We start from the raw sequence: 16,998 nt of genomic DNA, 5'->3' as shown, positions 1-16,998 counted from the left end.
TCGTCTCGCACCATGAACCCGCTGTCCGGATCGGTCCGGCTGACCTTGATCTCCTTGGGCTTGCCCGAACCCGGCTGGCCCCCATCGCCATCCTCATCGTCTGCGCGCGCCTTCAACGGCTTCTTGCCCGAGGCGTGCCGATCCGCATCGATGGCCGCCTCCAGCTCGGCCAGATACGCCACCGGCGTCTGAGCTACCTTGACCACGTCATGCTTGTTCTTGTTGGCGTTGGCCTTCAAATGTGTGCTGTCCGTGTACAACACCCGGCCTTCGACCATGCCCCGGCCCATCGCCTGCAGCACGATCTGATCGAAGATCTCTTGATAAATGCCACTGTCGGCAAACCGGCGACGACGGTTCTGGCTCAGCGTTGAGGCATCCGGTACCTTGTCGGTCAGACGTAAGTCCAGAAACCACCGATAGGCCACATTAACCTGCACCTCACGGATCAACTGACGCTCGCTGCGAATGCCGAATAAATACCCCAGCAACAACAACTTGAACAACATCACCGGGTCTATGGCCGGACGACCATTATTGGCACAGTACAGATGGGCCACCCGATCGCGGATGAACTCCAGGTCGATCGCCGCAGCGATCTTGCGCACCAAATGGTCGCCCGGAACCAAGGAGTCCAGCGTGACCATTTCCCATTCATGTTGATAAGCAGTCGGGGTCTTAAGCATGAACGTATTATGAACAAGCCTGCTGTTTTATGGGAGGGTTTGTCAGCAGTCTGACGGCTCTGCTCTGGCAGGGCCGTTTTTGTATTCCGCGCTCTCACGGTATCATTGCAAGCTGGTAGGCGGCCCAGGCCGCTTTTGCAGTATTTTTTCTGATGACATCATGCCCCCAATACCGTCCGGTTTGATTGCCGGCATCGGCACCGACCTGATCCGTATCGAGCGGATCGAGCGCGCCTTGGCTCGTCATGGTGATCGCTTTGTAAAGCGCATACTGGGCGAGCAGGAGCGAGAGGTTTATGCCCGCCGTCAGGCACGCGACCCGGTGCGCGGCCTGCGCTATCTGGCCACCCGTTTCGCAGCCAAGGAAGCTTTTTCCAAAGCGGTGGGGCTGGGCATGCGCATGCCTATGGCCTGGTCACGCATGCAAACCTTGAACGCGCCTGGTGGCCGCCCGGTAGTGCGCCTGTCTGCTGATTTGCAAGACTGGTTTGACGCCCGCTTCGGGGCTGTTCATATTTCCCTGACAGATGAATCCGATATGGCCATGGCCTTTGTGGTGCTGGAAGCCAAAGCGTCTGCCATTCCTTCCTTATCCTTAGCTGAGTCTGATACTAAATGAGTTCTTCCTCGCAAGCAGTGCTGCCTCCGGGCCCGGTCATGGTGGACGTGCAGGGCATGGTCCTGACGGATCAGGAGCGTGAGCGCCTGCGTCACCCTCTGGTCGGTGGCGTGATCCTGTTCAGCCGCAACTTTGAAAATCGTGCTCAGCTGACCGCCCTGTGCCAGTCCATTCACGAAGCGCGGGATGAGCCTTTGCTGATCGCCGTGGACCACGAGGGGGGGCGGGTACAGCGTTTCCGCGAGGATGGCTTTACCACGCTGCCCGCCATGAGCCAGTTGGGTCAACTGTGGACGCGCGATGCGGTCAAGGCCGCTGCTGTTGCCGCCGATACGGGCTATGTGCTGGCGGCCGAGCTGCGTGCTTGCGGCGTGGACATGAGCTTTACGCCGGTACTGGATCTGGACTGGGGTGTCAGCAAGGTGATTGGTGATCGCTCTTTCCACCGTAATCCCCGTGCCGTCTCCATGTTGGCGGCCGGCTTGATACGTGGTCTGAACAAGGCCGGTATGGCTGCCTGCGGCAAGCACTTTCCTGGCCATGGCGGCGTAGAGGCAGATTCGCATCACGAGATTCCCGTTGACGACCGTACGCTGGAAGAGATTCTGGACGAGGATGCCGCTCCTTATGGCTGGCTGGGAACCTTGCAGCTACCTTCGGTGATGCCGGCACACGTGATTTATTCCAAAGTGGACCCGCTGCCAGCCGGCTTTTCGCCGTACTGGATTCAGCGCGTGCTGCGCAAGGCCCTGGCTTATGACGGCGTGATTTTTTCCGACGACCTGACCATGGAAGGCGCCACTGTCGTGGGCGATATCCTGGCACGTGCTCAGGCTGCCCTGGGTGCCGGTTGCGACATGGTGCTGGTATGCAATCGTCCCGATCTGGCCGACGATCTGCTCTCGCGCCTGGATTTCACGATTTCCGAGGAATCACAAAACCGCATCCGTCGTCTGATGCCGACGACGCCAGCCTTGGATTGGGACGCTTTGCAAGCGGATGAACACTATCAATATGCCCGCGGACTTCAATCTAAAATCCTTTCTGTCTGATTTGCCGAATCTGCCGGGCGTGTACCGGCATATCGACGAACAGGGCGAGGTACTGTATGTGGGCAAGGCGCGTGATCTCAAGCGCCGTGTCAGCTCGTACTTCCAGAAAACGCTGAGCAGCCCCCGTATTGCCCATATGGTGGCGCGCGTCGCGCGCATCGAGGTAACCGTTACCCGCAGCGAGGCCGAGGCCTTGCTGCTGGAAAATAACCTTATCAAGCGCCTGCGGCCGCGCTACAACATTCTTTTCCGGGACGACAAGTCCTACCCCTACCTGATGATCAGCGCCCATCAGGCGCCTCGTATTGCCTATTACCGGGGCAGTACCAGCGGGAAAGGGCATTTTTTCGGCCCTTATCCCAACTCCTGGGCGGTGCGTGAAACCATTCAGATCCTGCAACGGGTGTTTCGTTTGCGGACCTGTGAAGACAGCGTTTACGCCAACCGCAGCCGTCCCTGTTTGCTGCATCAGATCGGGCGCTGTTCGGCCCCCTGTGTGAACTTGATCGCGCCCGAGCAGTATCAGCTGGATGTGCAGCGCGCCATCAGCTTTCTGGACGGGAATACCTCTGAAATTCTGGGCGAGCTGCAAGAGCGCATGATGCAGGCTTCGGACTCGCTGGATTTCGAGCAGGCAGCGATTTTGCGCGACCAGATGAAAGCCCTGTCCGCCGTACTGCAGCAGCAAAGCATGGAGCAGGTGGGCAAGGAAGACGTAGACATTATTGTGGTGCTGAACGCCGGTGGTAAGTTCTGTGTGAACCTGGCCATGGTGCGTGGCGGTCGTCACTTGGGTGACCGTGCTTTCTTCCCCACCCAAATCAACGATGACACCCCTAGCGATGTGCTGGCCGCGTTTATCGCCCAGCACTATCTGGAGCGCCGCATGCCGCCGGTTCTGGTCTGTTCGCACGCTTTGCCCGATGCAGACCTGATGCCATTGCTGGCTGAGCAAACCGGTGTGAAGGCGCGTGTGGTGGTGCGCCCCCAAGGGGTACGCAAGATCTGGCTGGAGCAGGCCACCAAGAATGCCGGCCTGGCCTTGGCCCGTGTGCTGAGCGAATCCACCGCTCGCGCTGACCGTACCCGAGCCCTGGCCGAAGCCCTGCAACTGGACCTGGATGAGGCCCAGCTTGATACCCTGCACATCGAATGTTTCGATATTAGCCATACCGCAGGGGAGGCCACCCAAGCCTCGTGTGTGGTTTATAAACACCACGAGATGCAGAACTCGCTTTATCGCCGCTACAACATTGCAGGCATCACGCCTGGCGATGATTATGCGGCCATGCGCCAAGTGCTGAACCGACGTTTCTCGCGGGTTGCCGAAGGTTTGGCACCTTTGCCCGACATTGTGTTGATCGATGGTGGCAAGGGGCAGGTGGAAATTGCCCGCCAGGTTTTTGTGGAACTGGGCCTGGATATTCACGTCTTGGTCGGCGTTGCCAAGGGTGAAAAGCGTAAAGTAGGTCTGGAAACCCTGGTATTTGCCGATGATCGCCCGCCTGTGGCTTTGGGTGTGGAGTCGGCGGCACTGATGCTGGTCGCTCAGGTGCGTGACGAAGCGCACCGTTTTGCCATTACGGGCATGCGTGCCCAACGTGCCAAAACGCGCAATGTGTCACGCCTGGAAGATATTGACGGGATTGGCGCCAAACGGCGTCAGCGTCTGCTGGCTCGCTTTGGTGGTTTTAGTGGCGTTGCGGACGCAAGTATTGATGAGCTTAGTGCGGTTGATGGAATATCCACTGAACTGGCCGAACGCATTTATCATGCTTTACGATAGGCGAGAGCCTTTGTTTTAAATTAGGTTGGTATCCAAGCTATGCCTTTTAATCTGCCCATAGCCCTGACGTGGCTTCGCATCGTTCTGATCCCCTTGATCGTCGCCCTGTTTTATCTGCCAGCGGATTGGCTGAGCATGGAAACACGCGATCTGTGGGCCGCTTCGGTGTTTATCGTGGCCGCCGCAACGGATTGGTTTGACGGCTGGCTGGCTCGCCGCTGGAACCAGACGTCCTCATTCGGGGCCTTCCTGGACCCGGTTGCGGACAAACTCATGGTCAGTGCCGCTTTGCTGGTCTTGCTGGATCTGGGCCGTGTGGATGCCTTTATCGCCCTGATTATTATTGGCCGTGAAATCACCATTTCGGCATTGCGGGAATGGATGGCCAAGATTGGTGCCAGTGGTAGTGTGGCAGTTCATCGCTTGGGTAAATTCAAAACCGCCGCGCAAATGGTTGCCATTCCTTGTTTGTTGTACTGGTCGCCTGTCATGGGCCTGCCGACACGGATTATTGGGCAAGCTCTGATTATTGTGGCCGCGGTTCTCACGGTCTGGTCCATGTGCTATTACTTGCAGAAGGCCTGGCCGGAAATCAAGAAAAAGCAACTCTAATACAAATGGCTAATTCATCAACAACGACGCTGGATGGGGCGGGGCCTGACGGTTCACAGGACTGGCGGGTTATTGGCGTTATTGGTATCGCCCACGCCAGTTCGCACTTCTTTCAGCTGATTCTGCCCACACTGTATATTTCCCTGGGCCAAGAGTTCGGTTACGACTTCCTGACCTTGGGTGGTCTGGTGACCACCTTTTATCTGGTGTCCTGTTTTGGGCAGGCTTCTTCCGGTTTTCTGGTTGACCGTATCGGAGCCTTGCCGGTCCTGAAAGTGGGCCTGTCCTGTTTTGTGGTGGCGGCCTTGCTGATCGGGACGGCCAATGGCTATGGAATGCTGTTGGCGGCTGCCTTGATCGGTGGCGTGGGCAATGCCGTGTTCCACCCGGTGGATTACTCCATCCTGAATCATCGTGTCAGCCCGGCTCGTTTGGGCCACGCTTTTAGCGCACATGGTTTGACTGGGAATCTGGGCTGGGCCCTGACGCCGGTGTTTATCACCACGCTGACCATCTATTTCAACTGGCGCGTTGCTGTACTGTCGGCGGCAGCCCTGATTGCGGCCATTCTGGTGCTGGTTCTGATGAACCGGGATGCCTTGGCGGGACGTACAGCCTCGGGAACAGCGCCTGCACGTCCACAGAGCAAGGAATCGGTTTGGACGACGCTATCTACCTTGCTGTCGCGTCCTTCCTTGTGGGGTGCCTTCCTGTTCTTTGCCTTTGCTACAGCAGCGATGGCCGTGGTGCAGAATTACACCATTCCTATGCTGCATAACACCTATGGCATTGATAAGGTAACGGCGGGTACGGCCTTGTCCGGCTTCATGCTGGCTTCGGCAGCGGGCATGTTTGTGGGTGGTTTTATTGCTTCCACGACACCACGTTCTGAATTGATTGTGTTTGTGTCCCTGTGCGTATCGGGCGCTTTGTTGCTGGTACTGGGGGCAGGTTGGGTCATGCCTTCGCTGGCCTTGTTTGTGGTGGGGGCGGCTGGTTTCTGCTCGGGCATTGCCTCGCCATCGCGGGACATGCTGATACGCCGTGTTACCCCCAAAGGGTCTACCGGCGCAGTGTATGGCCTAGTGTACTCGGGCATGGACGTAGGTTCTTCCCTGGCACCAGTGGGCTTTGGTTTGCTGCTGGACGTGGGTCTGACCCAGGCTCCCTGGTATGGTGCCGCCATCGGGTATTGGACCGCGGCCGGTTTGGCTGTGTATGTGGCCTCTACAGTAAGTCGCGCGACCAAATCCTGATCTGCCCGTTGCTATGCAAGGCCGCTTCGGAAGGCCATAAAAGAAAACCCCAAAAACTTGATAGGTTTTTGGGGTTTTTTCTTGCCCTGCCTTAAAGCAGGGGGGAAGCTTGTAGCCGTGAACTCAGAAAAGCATATTGGCTTTTCCGGTTCACGCTTTTCTATATAGCTATATAGAGACTACTGACGCGCCAGACGTGGTTCTTCCACACTATCAGCATGGCTGCTGCGCCAGGGGTTGATATCCAGGCCACCACGGCGGGTGTAGCGCGCATACACCAGCAGACGCTCGGGCTTGCAGCTTTGCTGGATATCGCTGTAGAGGCGTTCTACACAATGTTCGTGGAACTCGGTATGCCGACGCAGTGAGACGATATAGCGCAACAAGGAAGCCGGATCAATCTGCGGGCCGGTATAGCGTACTTGCACACTGCCCCAGTCGGGCTGGCCGGTAACGGGGCAATTGGACTTGAGCAAATCAGAAACCAGGGATTCGGTCACGATGGGGGCATCTGGCAGGCATTGCAGCAAGCCGCTTTGTGGCGTGTAGTCCTGAATGCTGATGTCCAGCTCATCAATGCAATGGCCTTCGAGCTGACGGATAGGCTGGCCGTTCAAGGCCTTGAGCGGAATCAGCGTCACATTGACAGCGGCACCGGCAACCGCGCTCAAGTCTTGCTCCATGCGCTGTACAAGGCTGGCCATATCTTCCACCACTTCATCATTAAACGAGTTCAGATAAAGCTTGAAGGATTTGGACTCGATGATGCGTGGGCTATTCCAGGGAATAACAAAGCGCGCCAGGGCGACGACAGGTTTGCCTTTGGGATTGAGCCAGGAGATCTCGTAACCGTTCCAGATATCGGCGCCATACCATTGCTCGGGAACCTGAAGCGCCTGGCGGTTCAGAGAGCGCTCAATACCAAACAGGACACTGGGGTCGTACTGTGTGGGATAAACCACATCGTGCCCAAGAGGCGAGTCTTTAAGAGGGGAGTTGTTGCTCATTGACGGGTGCTGCAGCAATAAAACGGAAAACCGGTGCAGCGAGCAGGCGCTCACCGGGCGGTATAAAGGCGATTATCCCACATTGTGAAATCCTTGTCTCAGTATGCAAAAAACGGCTTGCGCGCCGCACAGTTTTTCATTTCACAAACAGGTAAGTCATTTCATATCTCGAAATTAATTATATATCTATATGATTTTTAAAAGAAAAATATTTACTCTTATATAAGATAGAAAACATGGATGCGGTGCAGCATTTGGGTAGACTGTAGTCATCTTGTTCACTGTTAAATCCATCTTAGGAGTTCACCATGAATGCTCGAGAAACTGAGATCCGCAATTTGCAAAAACGCTGGGCAGAAGACCCACGCTGGCAAGGTATCAAGCGTGGTTACACCGCTGAGGAAGTGATTCGTTTGCGTGGTTCTCTGGTCGAGGAGCACACCCTGGCTCGCCGTGGTGCTGAGCGTCTGTGGCAGTCCATCAATCAGGAACCCTTTGTGAACGCACTGGGCGCCCTGACGGGTAACCAGGCCATGCAACAGGTCAAGGCCGGTTTGAAAGCGATTTACCTGTCGGGTTGGCAAGTGGCTGGCGATGCTAACAGCGCTGGCGAAATGTACCCTGACCAGTCGCTGTACCCCGTCAACTCGGTGCCATCCGTGGTGCGTCGCATCAACAACTCCCTGGCCCGCTGTGATCAGATCCAGTGGATGGAAGGGGTGAACCCGGGTGACGAAGGCTACGTGGATTACTTCGCTCCTATCGTGGCCGACGCGGAAGCCGGTTTCGGTGGTGTGCTGAACGCATTTGAACTGATGAAGGCCATGATAGTGGCTGGCGCTGCTGGCGTTCACTTCGAGGACCAGCTGGCTTCGGCCAAGAAGTGTGGTCACTTGGGTGGCAAAGTGCTGGTGCCAACTCGTGAGGCTATCTCCAAGCTGGTGGCTGCTCGTCTGGCTGCTGACGTTCTGGACGTTCCCACCATTCTGGTTGCCCGCACGGATGCGGATGCAGCGGACCTGATCACCAGCGATGTGGACGAGTACGATCGCCCCTTCATTCTGGATGAGCGTACGGTGGAAGGCTTCTACCGCACCCGTGCCGGTCTGGATCAAGCCATTGCCCGTGGTCTGGCCTACGCTCCTTACGCCGACCTGGTCTGGTGCGAAACCTCCACACCGGATCTGGAGTACGCCCGCCGCTTCGCGGAAGCCATCCACCGTCAGTTCCCTGGCAAGCTGCTGTCCTACAACTGCTCGCCATCGTTCAACTGGAAGAAGAACCTGGACGACGCCACGATTGCCAAGTTCCAGCGCGAGCTGGGCGCCATGGGCTACAAGTTCCAGTTCATCACTCTGGCTGGTTTCCACGCACTGAACTACGGCATGTTCGAGCTGGCCCACGGCTACGCCCGCAACCAGATGAGCGCCTTCGTTCAACTGCAGGAAAAAGAGTTCGCCGCTGCACCCCTGGGCTTTACCGCTGTGAAACACCAGCGCGAAGTGGGTACAGGCTACTTTGATGCTGTCACTCAGACAGTTGAAGCCGGTAAGTCCTCGACGACCGCACTGGCTGGCTCCACCGAAGCCGAGCAGTTCGCGCCCTCCGAGGCATAAGCAGGACAGGGAAGGGTAGATAGCCCCTTCTCTGGTTGCAGGCAGCCCACCGTACGCTCCAGTCGGTGGGCTGCTTTTTTATTGGCACACTTTTTTGCTTAAAAACTACATATTTCAAATATCAAATTTGAAGGCTTGATATTTGGTGGCTGCTGTTTTGAACAGACTTTGAAGGTATGGAAAGAGGGAGCGGAAACAAGCCCGAAAAGGCTTGCAAAGCGGGTGGTCAGACCTGCCTGTTCTTCAATTCAAGGTGCACGTTTGCGTGGATTGATTTGCATTCACAGCGCTACATTATTTCGTCATGAAAAGTCTTGATAATCAAGGCATTCTCATAGGGGAAAGGCGTGGTAGACTTTGGCCGCGCAAGGGACGCATAAGCAGTGCGAAATCCTTGCCCTGTGTTGCGGATGGAATAAAAAAAAGGCTGCCAATAAGCAGCCTTGAAAGCATTGAACAGTTAGCGCCGCGTTGGGGGGGTAACGGCCTGAACAAGATGCATAAGGACAACGATATAGGATCGAAGCAAAGTCGTATTGATTTAAATCAAGAATGAAGAAATATCAGTGGCTTATAGTCCTTCCATGCGCGCATATTCGATTTTTTCTCTTCCAAAGCCCCTCACCGATGAGCAGCGGTCACGTCGGCGACACACATTAGCCCGTTTGGGCCTGTCCTGGCTGGCTGCCATGCAGGTGATGATGTTTGCTTTCCCCGGCTATATGCGCTCTTTCAGCACTCGCGCTGAAGACATTGAATCTCTCTCGCAAGTCATTGTGCTCATGAATTGGGCGGGCCTGTGCTTGACCATGCCTGTCGTGCTGTACTGTGCCTGGCCCATCCTGAAAGGGGCTGTCAAAAGCTTGTCCGAAGGTCGTGTAGGCATGGATGTGCCGGTGGCCTTGGGTATTGTGGGTGCCTTCCTGCCTAGTGTGTACAACACCTGGATCCAGCAGGGCGAGGTGTACTACGACTCGGTCACGATGTTCGTGGCCTTTTTGCTGACTGCCCGTTATCTGGAGCTTTGCGCCCGCCAGTCGGTGACGCAGTCCGCATCCCATGACCTGATCGAACGCTTTCGCCAGTCCGTGACAGGTCATGCCAATACTCTGGCATTCTGGTTTGTCAGCATTCAGCTGGTATTGGCCGCCGCCTTTGGTCTGGTCTGGTACTGGATGGACCCTTCGCATGTCGTTCCTGTTGTGGTTGCCATGCTGGTCATGAGCTGTCCCTGTGCCATGTCCATGTCGGTTCCCTCCGCCGTCGCTTCGGCGCATGCCGGCTTGCTGGCCCGACCTGCCAGGAATGAATTTGAAGTTGTACAACTGACCCAGCAAACTGGCCGCATCGCCCGTCAAAACCTGTACGGTTCGATTGTCTGGCACTTGCTCATGACTCCTTTGGCGGCTTTGGGCATTGTGGCTCCCTGGCTGGCCGCCGTCAGCATGCTGGTGTCCTCTTTGGCCGTGGCGGCCAACTCCTGGCGCATCTATCGCAGCCGCACCCGCGAGGTGCCGGCTCAGTGGACCGGTCCAGCAGCAAGGCAGGGCTGATATGTTTGGCTCTTTGCTGGTCCTGATCCCCATCTCCATTTTTCTGGTCATTGTTATCGGTGTCTCTTTCTGGTGGGCCATTTTTGCTGGCCAGTTTGAAGATACGGGCAATGCGGCTGATTCCATCTTGCTGGACGACGACTCCACAGCGGGTTTGTCGGGAGCAGAGCGTCCACCCGATTCCTGATACCTTCCAATTTTTTTGTTTTTTAGCCCTGCAAATGGTCGGCGACACACAGTCTGCGGGGCGGAAACACGCGCGAGCGCGTGCTTTCCGAAGTTTTTTGATAAGCATCAAGTAGCAGATTACCGACTTGCTGGATGATGTAGCTTGTTGTCGCTTGTATTAACAATGTTTGTTTAGGGGAAGCAAATGGGCACTTCCGATGCAGTCGGAAATAACGCCGAAGTCTTCAATTACGGGATTGTGAGGCAGTTCGCCATCATGACCGTATTTTGGGGCGTCATCGGCATGGCAATAGGCCTTTTTATTGCCTTGCAGTTGATTTGGCCAGAACTCAATTTCGACACACCGTGGCTTAGTTTTGGACGTCTGCGTCCACTGCATACGAACGCTGTGATTTTTGCCTTTGGTGGCACCGGTTTGTTCGCGACATCCTACTATGTCGTGCAGCGTACCTGTCAGGCCCGTTTGTTCTGCGACAAGCTGGCAGCCTTCACCTTCTGGGGTTGGCAAGCCGTGCTGGTGGCCGCGGTCATTACCCTGCCTATGGGTTACACCAGCTCCAAAGAGTACGCCGAACTGGAATGGCCGATTGACATCCTGATCACGCTGGTCTGGGTGGCTTACGCCATTGTGTTCTTTGGCACGATCGTCAAGCGCCGTGTGCGTCACATTTATGTGGCCAACTGGTTCTTTGGCTCCTACATCGTTACCATCGCTGTACTGCACATTTTCAATAACCTGGAACTGCCAGTCAGCTTCATGAAGTCCTACTCGGCCTACGCCGGTGTGCAGGACGCCATGGTGCAGTGGTGGTACGGCCATAACGCCGTGGGCTTTTTCCTGACCACGTCCTTCCTGGGCATGATGTACTACTTCATCCCCAAACAGGCCAACCGCCCCATCTACTCCTACCGTTTGTCCATCGTTCACTTCTGGGCTCTGGGCTTTACGTACATGTGGGCAGGTCCTCACCACTTGCTGTACACCTCCTTGCCAGACTGGACTCAGTCCTTGGGCATGACTTTCTCCCTGATTCTGCTGGCTCCCTCCTGGGGCGGCATGATCAACGGCATCATGACTTTGTCGGGTGCCTGGCACAAGCTGCGTACTGACGCGATCCTGAAGTTCATGGTTGTGGCTCTGTCCTTCTACGGTATGTCTACCTTTGAAGGTTCCATGATGGCTATCCGTACGGTGAACGCGCTGTCGCACTACACCGATTGGACTATTGGTCACGTGCACTCCGGCGCGTTGGGCTGGGTTGCCATGATTACCTTCGGTTCCCTGTACTACCTGATCCCACGTCTGTACGGCCGTACTGAAATGGCTCGTCCCCGTCTGATCGACCTGCACTTCTGGCTGGCTACCCTGGGCGTGGTGCTGTATATCGCCGCGATGTGGATTGCCGGTGTGATGCAAGGTCTGATGTGGCGTGCTACCGGTGTTGATGGCACCTTGACGTACAGCTTTGTGGAAGTCGTGAAAGCTACTTACCCCTTCTACGCAATCCGTGCTCTGGGCGGCGCCTTCTTTGTGGCCGGTATCTTGCTGATGTCCTGGAACGTGTTCCTGACCATCCGTGCAGGCGAGAAAGGCATCAACCCTGTTGTGCCCCTCAAGAACCCAGACGCCCGCGATCCAGCCCTGGTGGGTCCAACCCCTGTGCTGGCCTAAGGAGTAAATCATGGCTAATGACACTAATAAGCGCTTTTCGCACGCCACGATCGAGAAAAATACCGGGCTGCTGATCATCCTGAGTATCTTGGTGATTTCCTTCGCTGGCCTGGTACAGATCGTACCTTTGTTCTTTCAACACTCGACCACGCAGCCTACCGAAGGCATCCAGCCATACGAACCTTTGCGACTGATTGGTCGTGACATCTACATCCGTGAAGGGTGTGTGGGCTGTCACTCCCAGCAGATCCGTATGCTGCAGTCCGAAGTGCAGCGCTACGGTCCTTACTCGCTGGCCGGTGAGTCCGTGTACGACCACCCCTTCCTGTGGGGCTCCAAGCGTACCGGTCCTGATTTGGCCCGCGTAGGTCAGCGTTACAGCGACGAATGGCACCGCATTCACTTGCGTAACCCACGTAACGTGGTCAAAGAGTCCAATATGCCCGCCTACCCATGGCTGCAGAAGAACTCGGTGGAAGGTGAAAACGTGCAGGATCGCATGAAGGTGCTGCGTACCCTGGGCGTGCCGTACACGCAGGAACAAATTGATGCTGCTCCTCAGGAGCTGGTAGGCAAGACCGAAGAAGATGCAGTGGTTGCTTACTTGCAGGGCCTGGGCGTAGCCAGTCGCGACGCAGCCGCCAAGGCTGTGGAGCAGGGGAGCCACTAAATGCTAGCCATCATCAACGCTGTTGTGACCGCTTTGGCGATGGCTACCTTCCTTGGCATTTGCTGGTGGGCGTTCTCTCGGGGACGCCGCCAGGCCAACGAAGAAGCAGCGCTTCTGCCTTTCGCCTTGCCCGACGAGGGAATCAACGATAAAAACCCTGGGGGTTCCGAATGAGTGACTTTTTTAACAATGGCTGGAGCCTCTGGATTTCCGGCATCGCCTTGTTAGGCATCATATTTTGTTTGTGGCTGTTATTTACCCAGCGTGCATTTCTGGGCAAGACGGTCGATGTGGAAGAAACCGGCCACGTCTGGGATGGTGACCTGACCGAGCTGAACACTCCAGTGCCTCGCTGGTGGACCGTGATGTACATCGGTTTGTGTGTGTTTGCCTTGGGTTACCTGGTGCTGTATCCCGGCCTGGGCAGTTTCAAGGGCACATTGGGTTTTAGTTCCGGCCAGCAGGTCAAGCAGCAACAGGCCGAGATCAATGCTCGCCTGGAGCCTGTGTACGCCCGTTACCGCGAAATGCCTATTGAAGAGATCGCTCGCGATCAGGAGGCCCGCGAAATTGGTCAGCGCCTGTTCCTGAATAACTGCGCCCAGTGTCACGGTTCCGATGCACAAGGTGCTCCCAGCTTCCCTAACCTGGCCAATAAAGCCTGGTTGTGGGGTGGCGAGCCCGAGCAGATTCTGCACACCATTACCGAAGGTCGTACCGGGATGATGCCGCCACAAGCGCAATTCACCCCCGCTCAAGCCTCCGACGTGGCTCAGTATGTGCGCTCCTTGTCCGGCCTGGCTGCAGATCCTCTGCGTCTGGTGGCTGGTAAGCGTGTTTATGACAGCGCATGTTTTGCCTGTCACGGTGCGGATGCCAAGGGCAACACCTTGTTGGGCGCTCCTGATCTGACGGACGATTACTGGTTGTATGGCAGCTCCGAAGCCACCATCGTTCAGACCGTCTTGCAGGGTCGTACCAACCAGATGCCGGCTCAGAAAGCCACTTTGACTCCTGAGCAGATTCGTTTGCTGGCGGGTTGGGTCTGGGGCTTGTCGAACAATGCCGAGCCTGCCCAGGCTAACTAATGTGTTTTAAATTGATCTGACGCCTTCAGGACTTGCAATGAGTAGTGATTCTTCCCAACCCAGCGCTGATAACGCGCAGGGAACTGTGCCCAAGTGGCAACCTACACGTAACACCAAGGGAGCGGGTGGAACCTCTCCGCAAGTCGAGAAGGCGCTGGTCGATGTACGCAGCAAAATCTATCCACGATCCGTCAAGGGCGTATTCGCCCGCTGGCGGATCTGGATGGTGTATTTCACGCAGATCATTTTCTATGGTCTGCCCTGGTTGGAATGGCATGGCCGTCAGGCCGTGCTGTTTGACCTGCTGGAACGCAAGTTCTACATCTTTGGCATGATTTTGTGGCCCCAGGACGTTATTTACCTGACGGTGCTGCTCCTGATATCTGCCTTCTCCTTATTCCTTTTCACCGCCATGGCCGGACGTTTGTTCTGTGGCTATGCCTGTCCGCAGACGGTCTACACCGAGATCTTCATGTGGGTTGAGCGCAAGGTGGAAGGGGACCGTCTGGCGCGTATCCGCTTGGATGAGCAAGCCTGGAACGCCCGCAAACTACGTCTCAAAGCAACCAAGCACTTCCTGTGGGTCGTGATTGCTTTGTGGACCGGCTTTACCTTTATCGGCTACTTCGCTCCTATCCGTGAACTGGGTGGCGAGCTGATCGCTCTGTCTCTGGGCCCTTGGCAGTGGTTCTGGCTCTTGTTCTACGCCTTTGCCACCTGGGGTAACGCAGGTTTCATGCGCGAAGCCGTCTGTAAGTACATGTGCCCCTACGCACGTTTCCAAAGTGCCATGGTGGACAGCGATACCTTTGTGGTGACCTACGATTTTGTGCGTGGTGAAACCCGCGGTGGTCGATCTCGCAAGATTGACCACAAAGAAGCCGGTATGGGCGACTGTGTGGACTGCAGCCTCTGTGTTCAGGTCTGTCCGACCGGTATTGATATTCGTGATGGCCTGCAATACATGTGTATTGGCTGTGGCGCATGTGTGGACGTCTGTGACCAGGTCATGGACAAGATGGGCTATGAAAAGGGCCTGATCCGCTACACCTCGGAGCGCGCCATTAAAGAGCGCATGACGCAATCGCAGGTGCGACGTCGCATGCTGCGCCCGCGCGTGCTGTCTTATATCCTGATTCTGGCCGTCATTTGCGGTGCCTTCGTCTACACCTTGGCAACCCGTACCCCGATGCGTGTGGACGTGATTCGTGACCGTGGTGCTCTGGGCCGTGAAGTGCCTGGCGGCATGATCGAAAACGTGTTCCGTCTGCAAGTCATCAATACCTCGGAAGAGGCGATGGAGTTGCAGTTGTCCGTAACAGGTCTGGAAGGCGCACGCATTCACTTGACCGAGAACGGCCAGGATCACATTCATGTGGCCCCTGCAGGCAATAGATTGTTGCCTGTCGTGGTGCAAGTCCCAATTAGTAGTGCCAAGCCAGGCCTGTATGATATTTCCATCCAGGCAGTCGGCGAGCATGAAGGCGGCCGCAAGACCTACGTGAATGAACGCAGTAGTTTCTATATTCCTCAGTAACTTTATAAAGAGCAAAACATGGACGAATCAAAGGACAGTGGACCCTGGTGGCGTGAACCGTGGCCTTGGTTGTTGATGGCCGGCCCGGCTCTGGCTATCGTGGGCTGCGTCATTACCATTGTGCTGGCGTTCCAGAACTTCAGTAATCAGGGAGTGACAGACGGCGGCGTCAAGCAGGGCCTGGTCGTCACCAAAGGCGAGCCTGCCCGCGAGCAGCACTGAAAGTAGTTGATACACCGTTACGCTAGGGTTGAGAGAAGTATGTTTCCGTTCAAGAAGGGGGTACGAATGACCATCCGATCGTTGATGTGGATACTGTGGCCTTCATTCCTGGTCGCTGGGGTGCTAAGTGCAATTGTGTTTGCTTTGGTGGACCCGTTGGACATCGTTGTACTTGGACATATGCAAGTGGATCGACTGACCTTTTATACGGTGGCGTTTTTTCTGTTCTGGGTAGCCGCATCGGTGGCTTGTACGCTTAGCCTGTATATGTCGTCTGGTTCACCAGCGGCATTGGCTGAACCGGCAGATAGTCTGGACTGATTCGGACAAGCGCTAAAAGAAAAAGCACATGCAAATTGCATGTGCTTTTTTTTGTGCGTAGTAGGTGCCCAGGAGCGGTGCAGCAGGCCGTAGCGCGTTCAGCAAGCTATTTGAGGCCTAGGCAAGGGCCAGGGGTTTTAATCGCACTCCGTGCCTGCCAGCGTGCGCAGTGCGGCCAGATCCAGCAAATGGACTTCGCGCTGGGAGATTTTCAGCAGACCTTCGCGCGCAAAACGCGAGAACAGGCGGCTGACCGTTTCCAGTGTCAGGCCCAGGAAGTTGCCGATTTCTTCGCGGCTCATGCGCAGAATGAATTCGTAAGGGGAGTAGCCAAGCAGCGACAGGCGCTGGGACAGGTTCAGCAAGAAGGCGGCTAGGCGTTGCTCGGAACGCAGTCCGGCCAAGGTCATCATCAGTTGATGGGCGCGGTTGATTTCCTTGCTCATCAAGCGACGGAATTGTTGTTGCAAGATAGGCAGTTGGGCCGACAGGCGGTCCAGATCATCAAGGCGGATCACACAGACTTCGCTGTCTTCCAGGGCGATGGCATGGGAGACATGGCGGTTTTCAACCAGGCTATCCATGCCCAGGATTTCTCCTGGTAATAAAAAGCCCGTAATCTGGATGTGGCCGGTGGAATCTTCCAGCTGCATCTTGATCGAACCAGAGCGCAGGCCATAGATTCCCTCGACTGAGTCGGCCAGTCGAAACAGCACGCCGCCCTTGGGGATGCGGATGCGCTCCTTGACTAATTCGTCCAACCGCTCCATTTCATGCTTAGGCATCCCAAGAGGTAGACACACCTCATTGAGCATACAGCTGGAGCAGCGTATGGAGTCAGCGGTAACCGAGATACGTTTTTGCATAAGGAATAATGTCAGATGGCGAAACGCTAAATCTTTGAGTCAAATCAAGTGTAATTGTAGCTTTTTATTGGTTGGTATTCCCGCTAATCCTTAATATGTTTAGTTCTTAAGGGCCGCGCCGTGCGGGAAGCGGCTGCCTATGCCGGGTACAGCGCGGTCAGACTTCTCTTGCCAGGTTGTTGTTTAAAAGCGATCCAAACACTTGAATACTTGGTTTTTGTCCTTATCTTCAATTCATCCTGTTAT

At 55.7% G+C, this 16,998-nt stretch carries 18 protein-coding genes; 15 read left to right on the top strand and 3 right to left on the bottom strand.

Features of this window, described 5'->3' with window-relative positions:
• Window positions 1-686: transposase (locus KOE80_RS03955; protein WP_226348302.1), on the bottom strand; the 686-nt coding region annotated here is incomplete at its 3' end.
• 160 nt (window positions 687-846) lie between these two features.
• Between KOE80_RS03955 and acpS the strand changes: the two genes are divergently transcribed.
• The 5 genes from acpS to KOE80_RS03930 are packed head-to-tail and all read left to right on the top strand — an operon-like array spanning window position 847 to window position 6,011.
• Complete coding sequence (acpS, locus tag KOE80_RS03950) at window positions 847-1,305, top strand: holo-ACP synthase (protein ID WP_226348402.1); 459 nt, start codon at window positions 847-849, stop codon at window positions 1,303-1,305.
• Window positions 1,302-2,357 carry a beta-N-acetylhexosaminidase gene (nagZ, locus tag KOE80_RS03945; protein WP_035272713.1) on the top strand — a complete coding sequence of 352 codons (1,056 nt, stop codon included), beginning with the start codon at window positions 1,302-1,304 and terminating at the stop codon, window positions 2,355-2,357. The genes acpS and nagZ overlap by 4 nt, the downstream gene beginning before the upstream one ends.
• Entirely contained in the window at window positions 2,320-4,143 is a 1,824-nt protein-coding gene (gene uvrC, locus KOE80_RS03940) for an excinuclease ABC subunit UvrC (protein WP_035272716.1), read from the top strand. The genes nagZ and uvrC overlap by 38 nt, the downstream gene beginning before the upstream one ends.
• A 39-nt stretch (window positions 4,144-4,182) precedes the next feature.
• A complete protein-coding gene (pgsA, locus tag KOE80_RS03935) occupies window positions 4,183-4,755 on the top strand; it encodes a CDP-diacylglycerol--glycerol-3-phosphate 3-phosphatidyltransferase (RefSeq protein WP_026482947.1) in 573 nt (190 codons plus the stop codon).
• Between the two features lie 5 nt (window positions 4,756-4,760).
• Window positions 4,761-6,011 (top strand): MFS transporter, encoded by a 1,251-nt coding sequence (locus tag KOE80_RS03930; RefSeq protein WP_052159458.1) that lies wholly within the window; start codon window positions 4,761-4,763, stop codon window positions 6,009-6,011.
• 179 nt (window positions 6,012-6,190) lie between these two features.
• On the opposite strand, the gene queF is transcribed toward KOE80_RS03930, so the two are convergent.
• The gene (gene queF / locus KOE80_RS03925; protein ID WP_226348401.1) at window positions 6,191-7,018 is read right to left on the bottom strand and encodes an NADPH-dependent 7-cyano-7-deazaguanine reductase QueF; all 828 of its coding nucleotides are present in this window, start codon (window positions 7,016-7,018) and stop codon (window positions 6,191-6,193) included.
• A 308-nt stretch (window positions 7,019-7,326) separates the two neighbouring features.
• Here queF and aceA point away from each other — a divergent pair, with 308 nt between their 5' ends.
• From aceA to KOE80_RS03875, 10 genes are all read left to right on the top strand, one after another.
• Window positions 7,327-8,634: an isocitrate lyase gene (aceA, locus tag KOE80_RS03920; RefSeq protein WP_009455950.1), complete on the top strand. Its 1,308-nt coding sequence runs from the start codon at window positions 7,327-7,329 to the stop codon at window positions 8,632-8,634.
• A gap of 584 nt (window positions 8,635-9,218) precedes the next feature.
• On the top strand, window positions 9,219-10,187 hold the full coding sequence (locus KOE80_RS03915; protein ID WP_051359093.1) for a hypothetical protein: 969 nt from the start codon (window positions 9,219-9,221) through the stop codon (window positions 10,185-10,187).
• Window position 10,188: 1 nt separating this feature from the next.
• Window positions 10,189-10,374, top strand: coding sequence for a cbb3-type cytochrome oxidase assembly protein CcoS (gene ccoS, locus KOE80_RS03910; protein WP_009455947.1), 186 nt, complete (start codon window positions 10,189-10,191; stop codon window positions 10,372-10,374).
• 186 nt (window positions 10,375-10,560) lie between these two features.
• Entirely contained in the window at window positions 10,561-12,048 is a 1,488-nt protein-coding gene (gene ccoN / locus KOE80_RS03905) for a cytochrome-c oxidase, cbb3-type subunit I (RefSeq protein WP_021446465.1), read from the top strand.
• Window positions 12,049-12,058: 10 nt separating this feature from the next.
• Window positions 12,059-12,718 (top strand): cytochrome-c oxidase, cbb3-type subunit II, encoded by a 660-nt coding sequence (gene ccoO, locus KOE80_RS03900; protein WP_035272720.1) that lies wholly within the window; start codon window positions 12,059-12,061, stop codon window positions 12,716-12,718.
• Complete coding sequence (locus tag KOE80_RS03895; protein ID WP_035272721.1) at window positions 12,719-12,892, top strand: cbb3-type cytochrome oxidase subunit 3; 174 nt, start codon at window positions 12,719-12,721, stop codon at window positions 12,890-12,892.
• Window positions 12,889-13,806 (top strand): cytochrome-c oxidase, cbb3-type subunit III, encoded by a 918-nt coding sequence (gene ccoP, locus KOE80_RS03890; RefSeq protein WP_035272722.1) that lies wholly within the window; start codon window positions 12,889-12,891, stop codon window positions 13,804-13,806. Before KOE80_RS03895 ends, ccoP begins: the two co-directional genes overlap by 4 nt.
• A 37-nt stretch (window positions 13,807-13,843) precedes the next feature.
• On the top strand, window positions 13,844-15,343 hold the full coding sequence (ccoG, locus tag KOE80_RS03885) for a cytochrome c oxidase accessory protein CcoG (RefSeq protein WP_226348400.1): 1,500 nt from the start codon (window positions 13,844-13,846) through the stop codon (window positions 15,341-15,343).
• Window positions 15,344-15,361: 18 nt separating this feature from the next.
• Window positions 15,362-15,565: a FixH family protein gene (locus KOE80_RS03880; protein ID WP_226348399.1), complete on the top strand. Its 204-nt coding sequence runs from the start codon at window positions 15,362-15,364 to the stop codon at window positions 15,563-15,565.
• Between the two features lie 66 nt (window positions 15,566-15,631).
• The gene (locus KOE80_RS03875) at window positions 15,632-15,886 is read left to right on the top strand and encodes a hypothetical protein (protein WP_042482206.1); all 255 of its coding nucleotides are present in this window, start codon (window positions 15,632-15,634) and stop codon (window positions 15,884-15,886) included.
• A 137-nt stretch (window positions 15,887-16,023) separates the two neighbouring features.
• On the opposite strand, the gene KOE80_RS03870 is transcribed toward KOE80_RS03875, so the two are convergent.
• Window positions 16,024-16,752 (bottom strand): helix-turn-helix domain-containing protein, encoded by a 729-nt coding sequence (locus tag KOE80_RS03870; RefSeq protein WP_009455938.1) that lies wholly within the window; start codon window positions 16,750-16,752, stop codon window positions 16,024-16,026.
• Window positions 16,753-16,998 lie beyond the last annotated feature (246 nt).

This window comes from Alcaligenes sp. 13f, from assembly GCF_020496585.1.
Lineage (GTDB): Bacteria > Pseudomonadota > Gammaproteobacteria > Burkholderiales > Burkholderiaceae_B > Alcaligenes > Alcaligenes phenolicus.
This window is presented reverse-complemented; position numbering and strand designations above follow the sequence as displayed.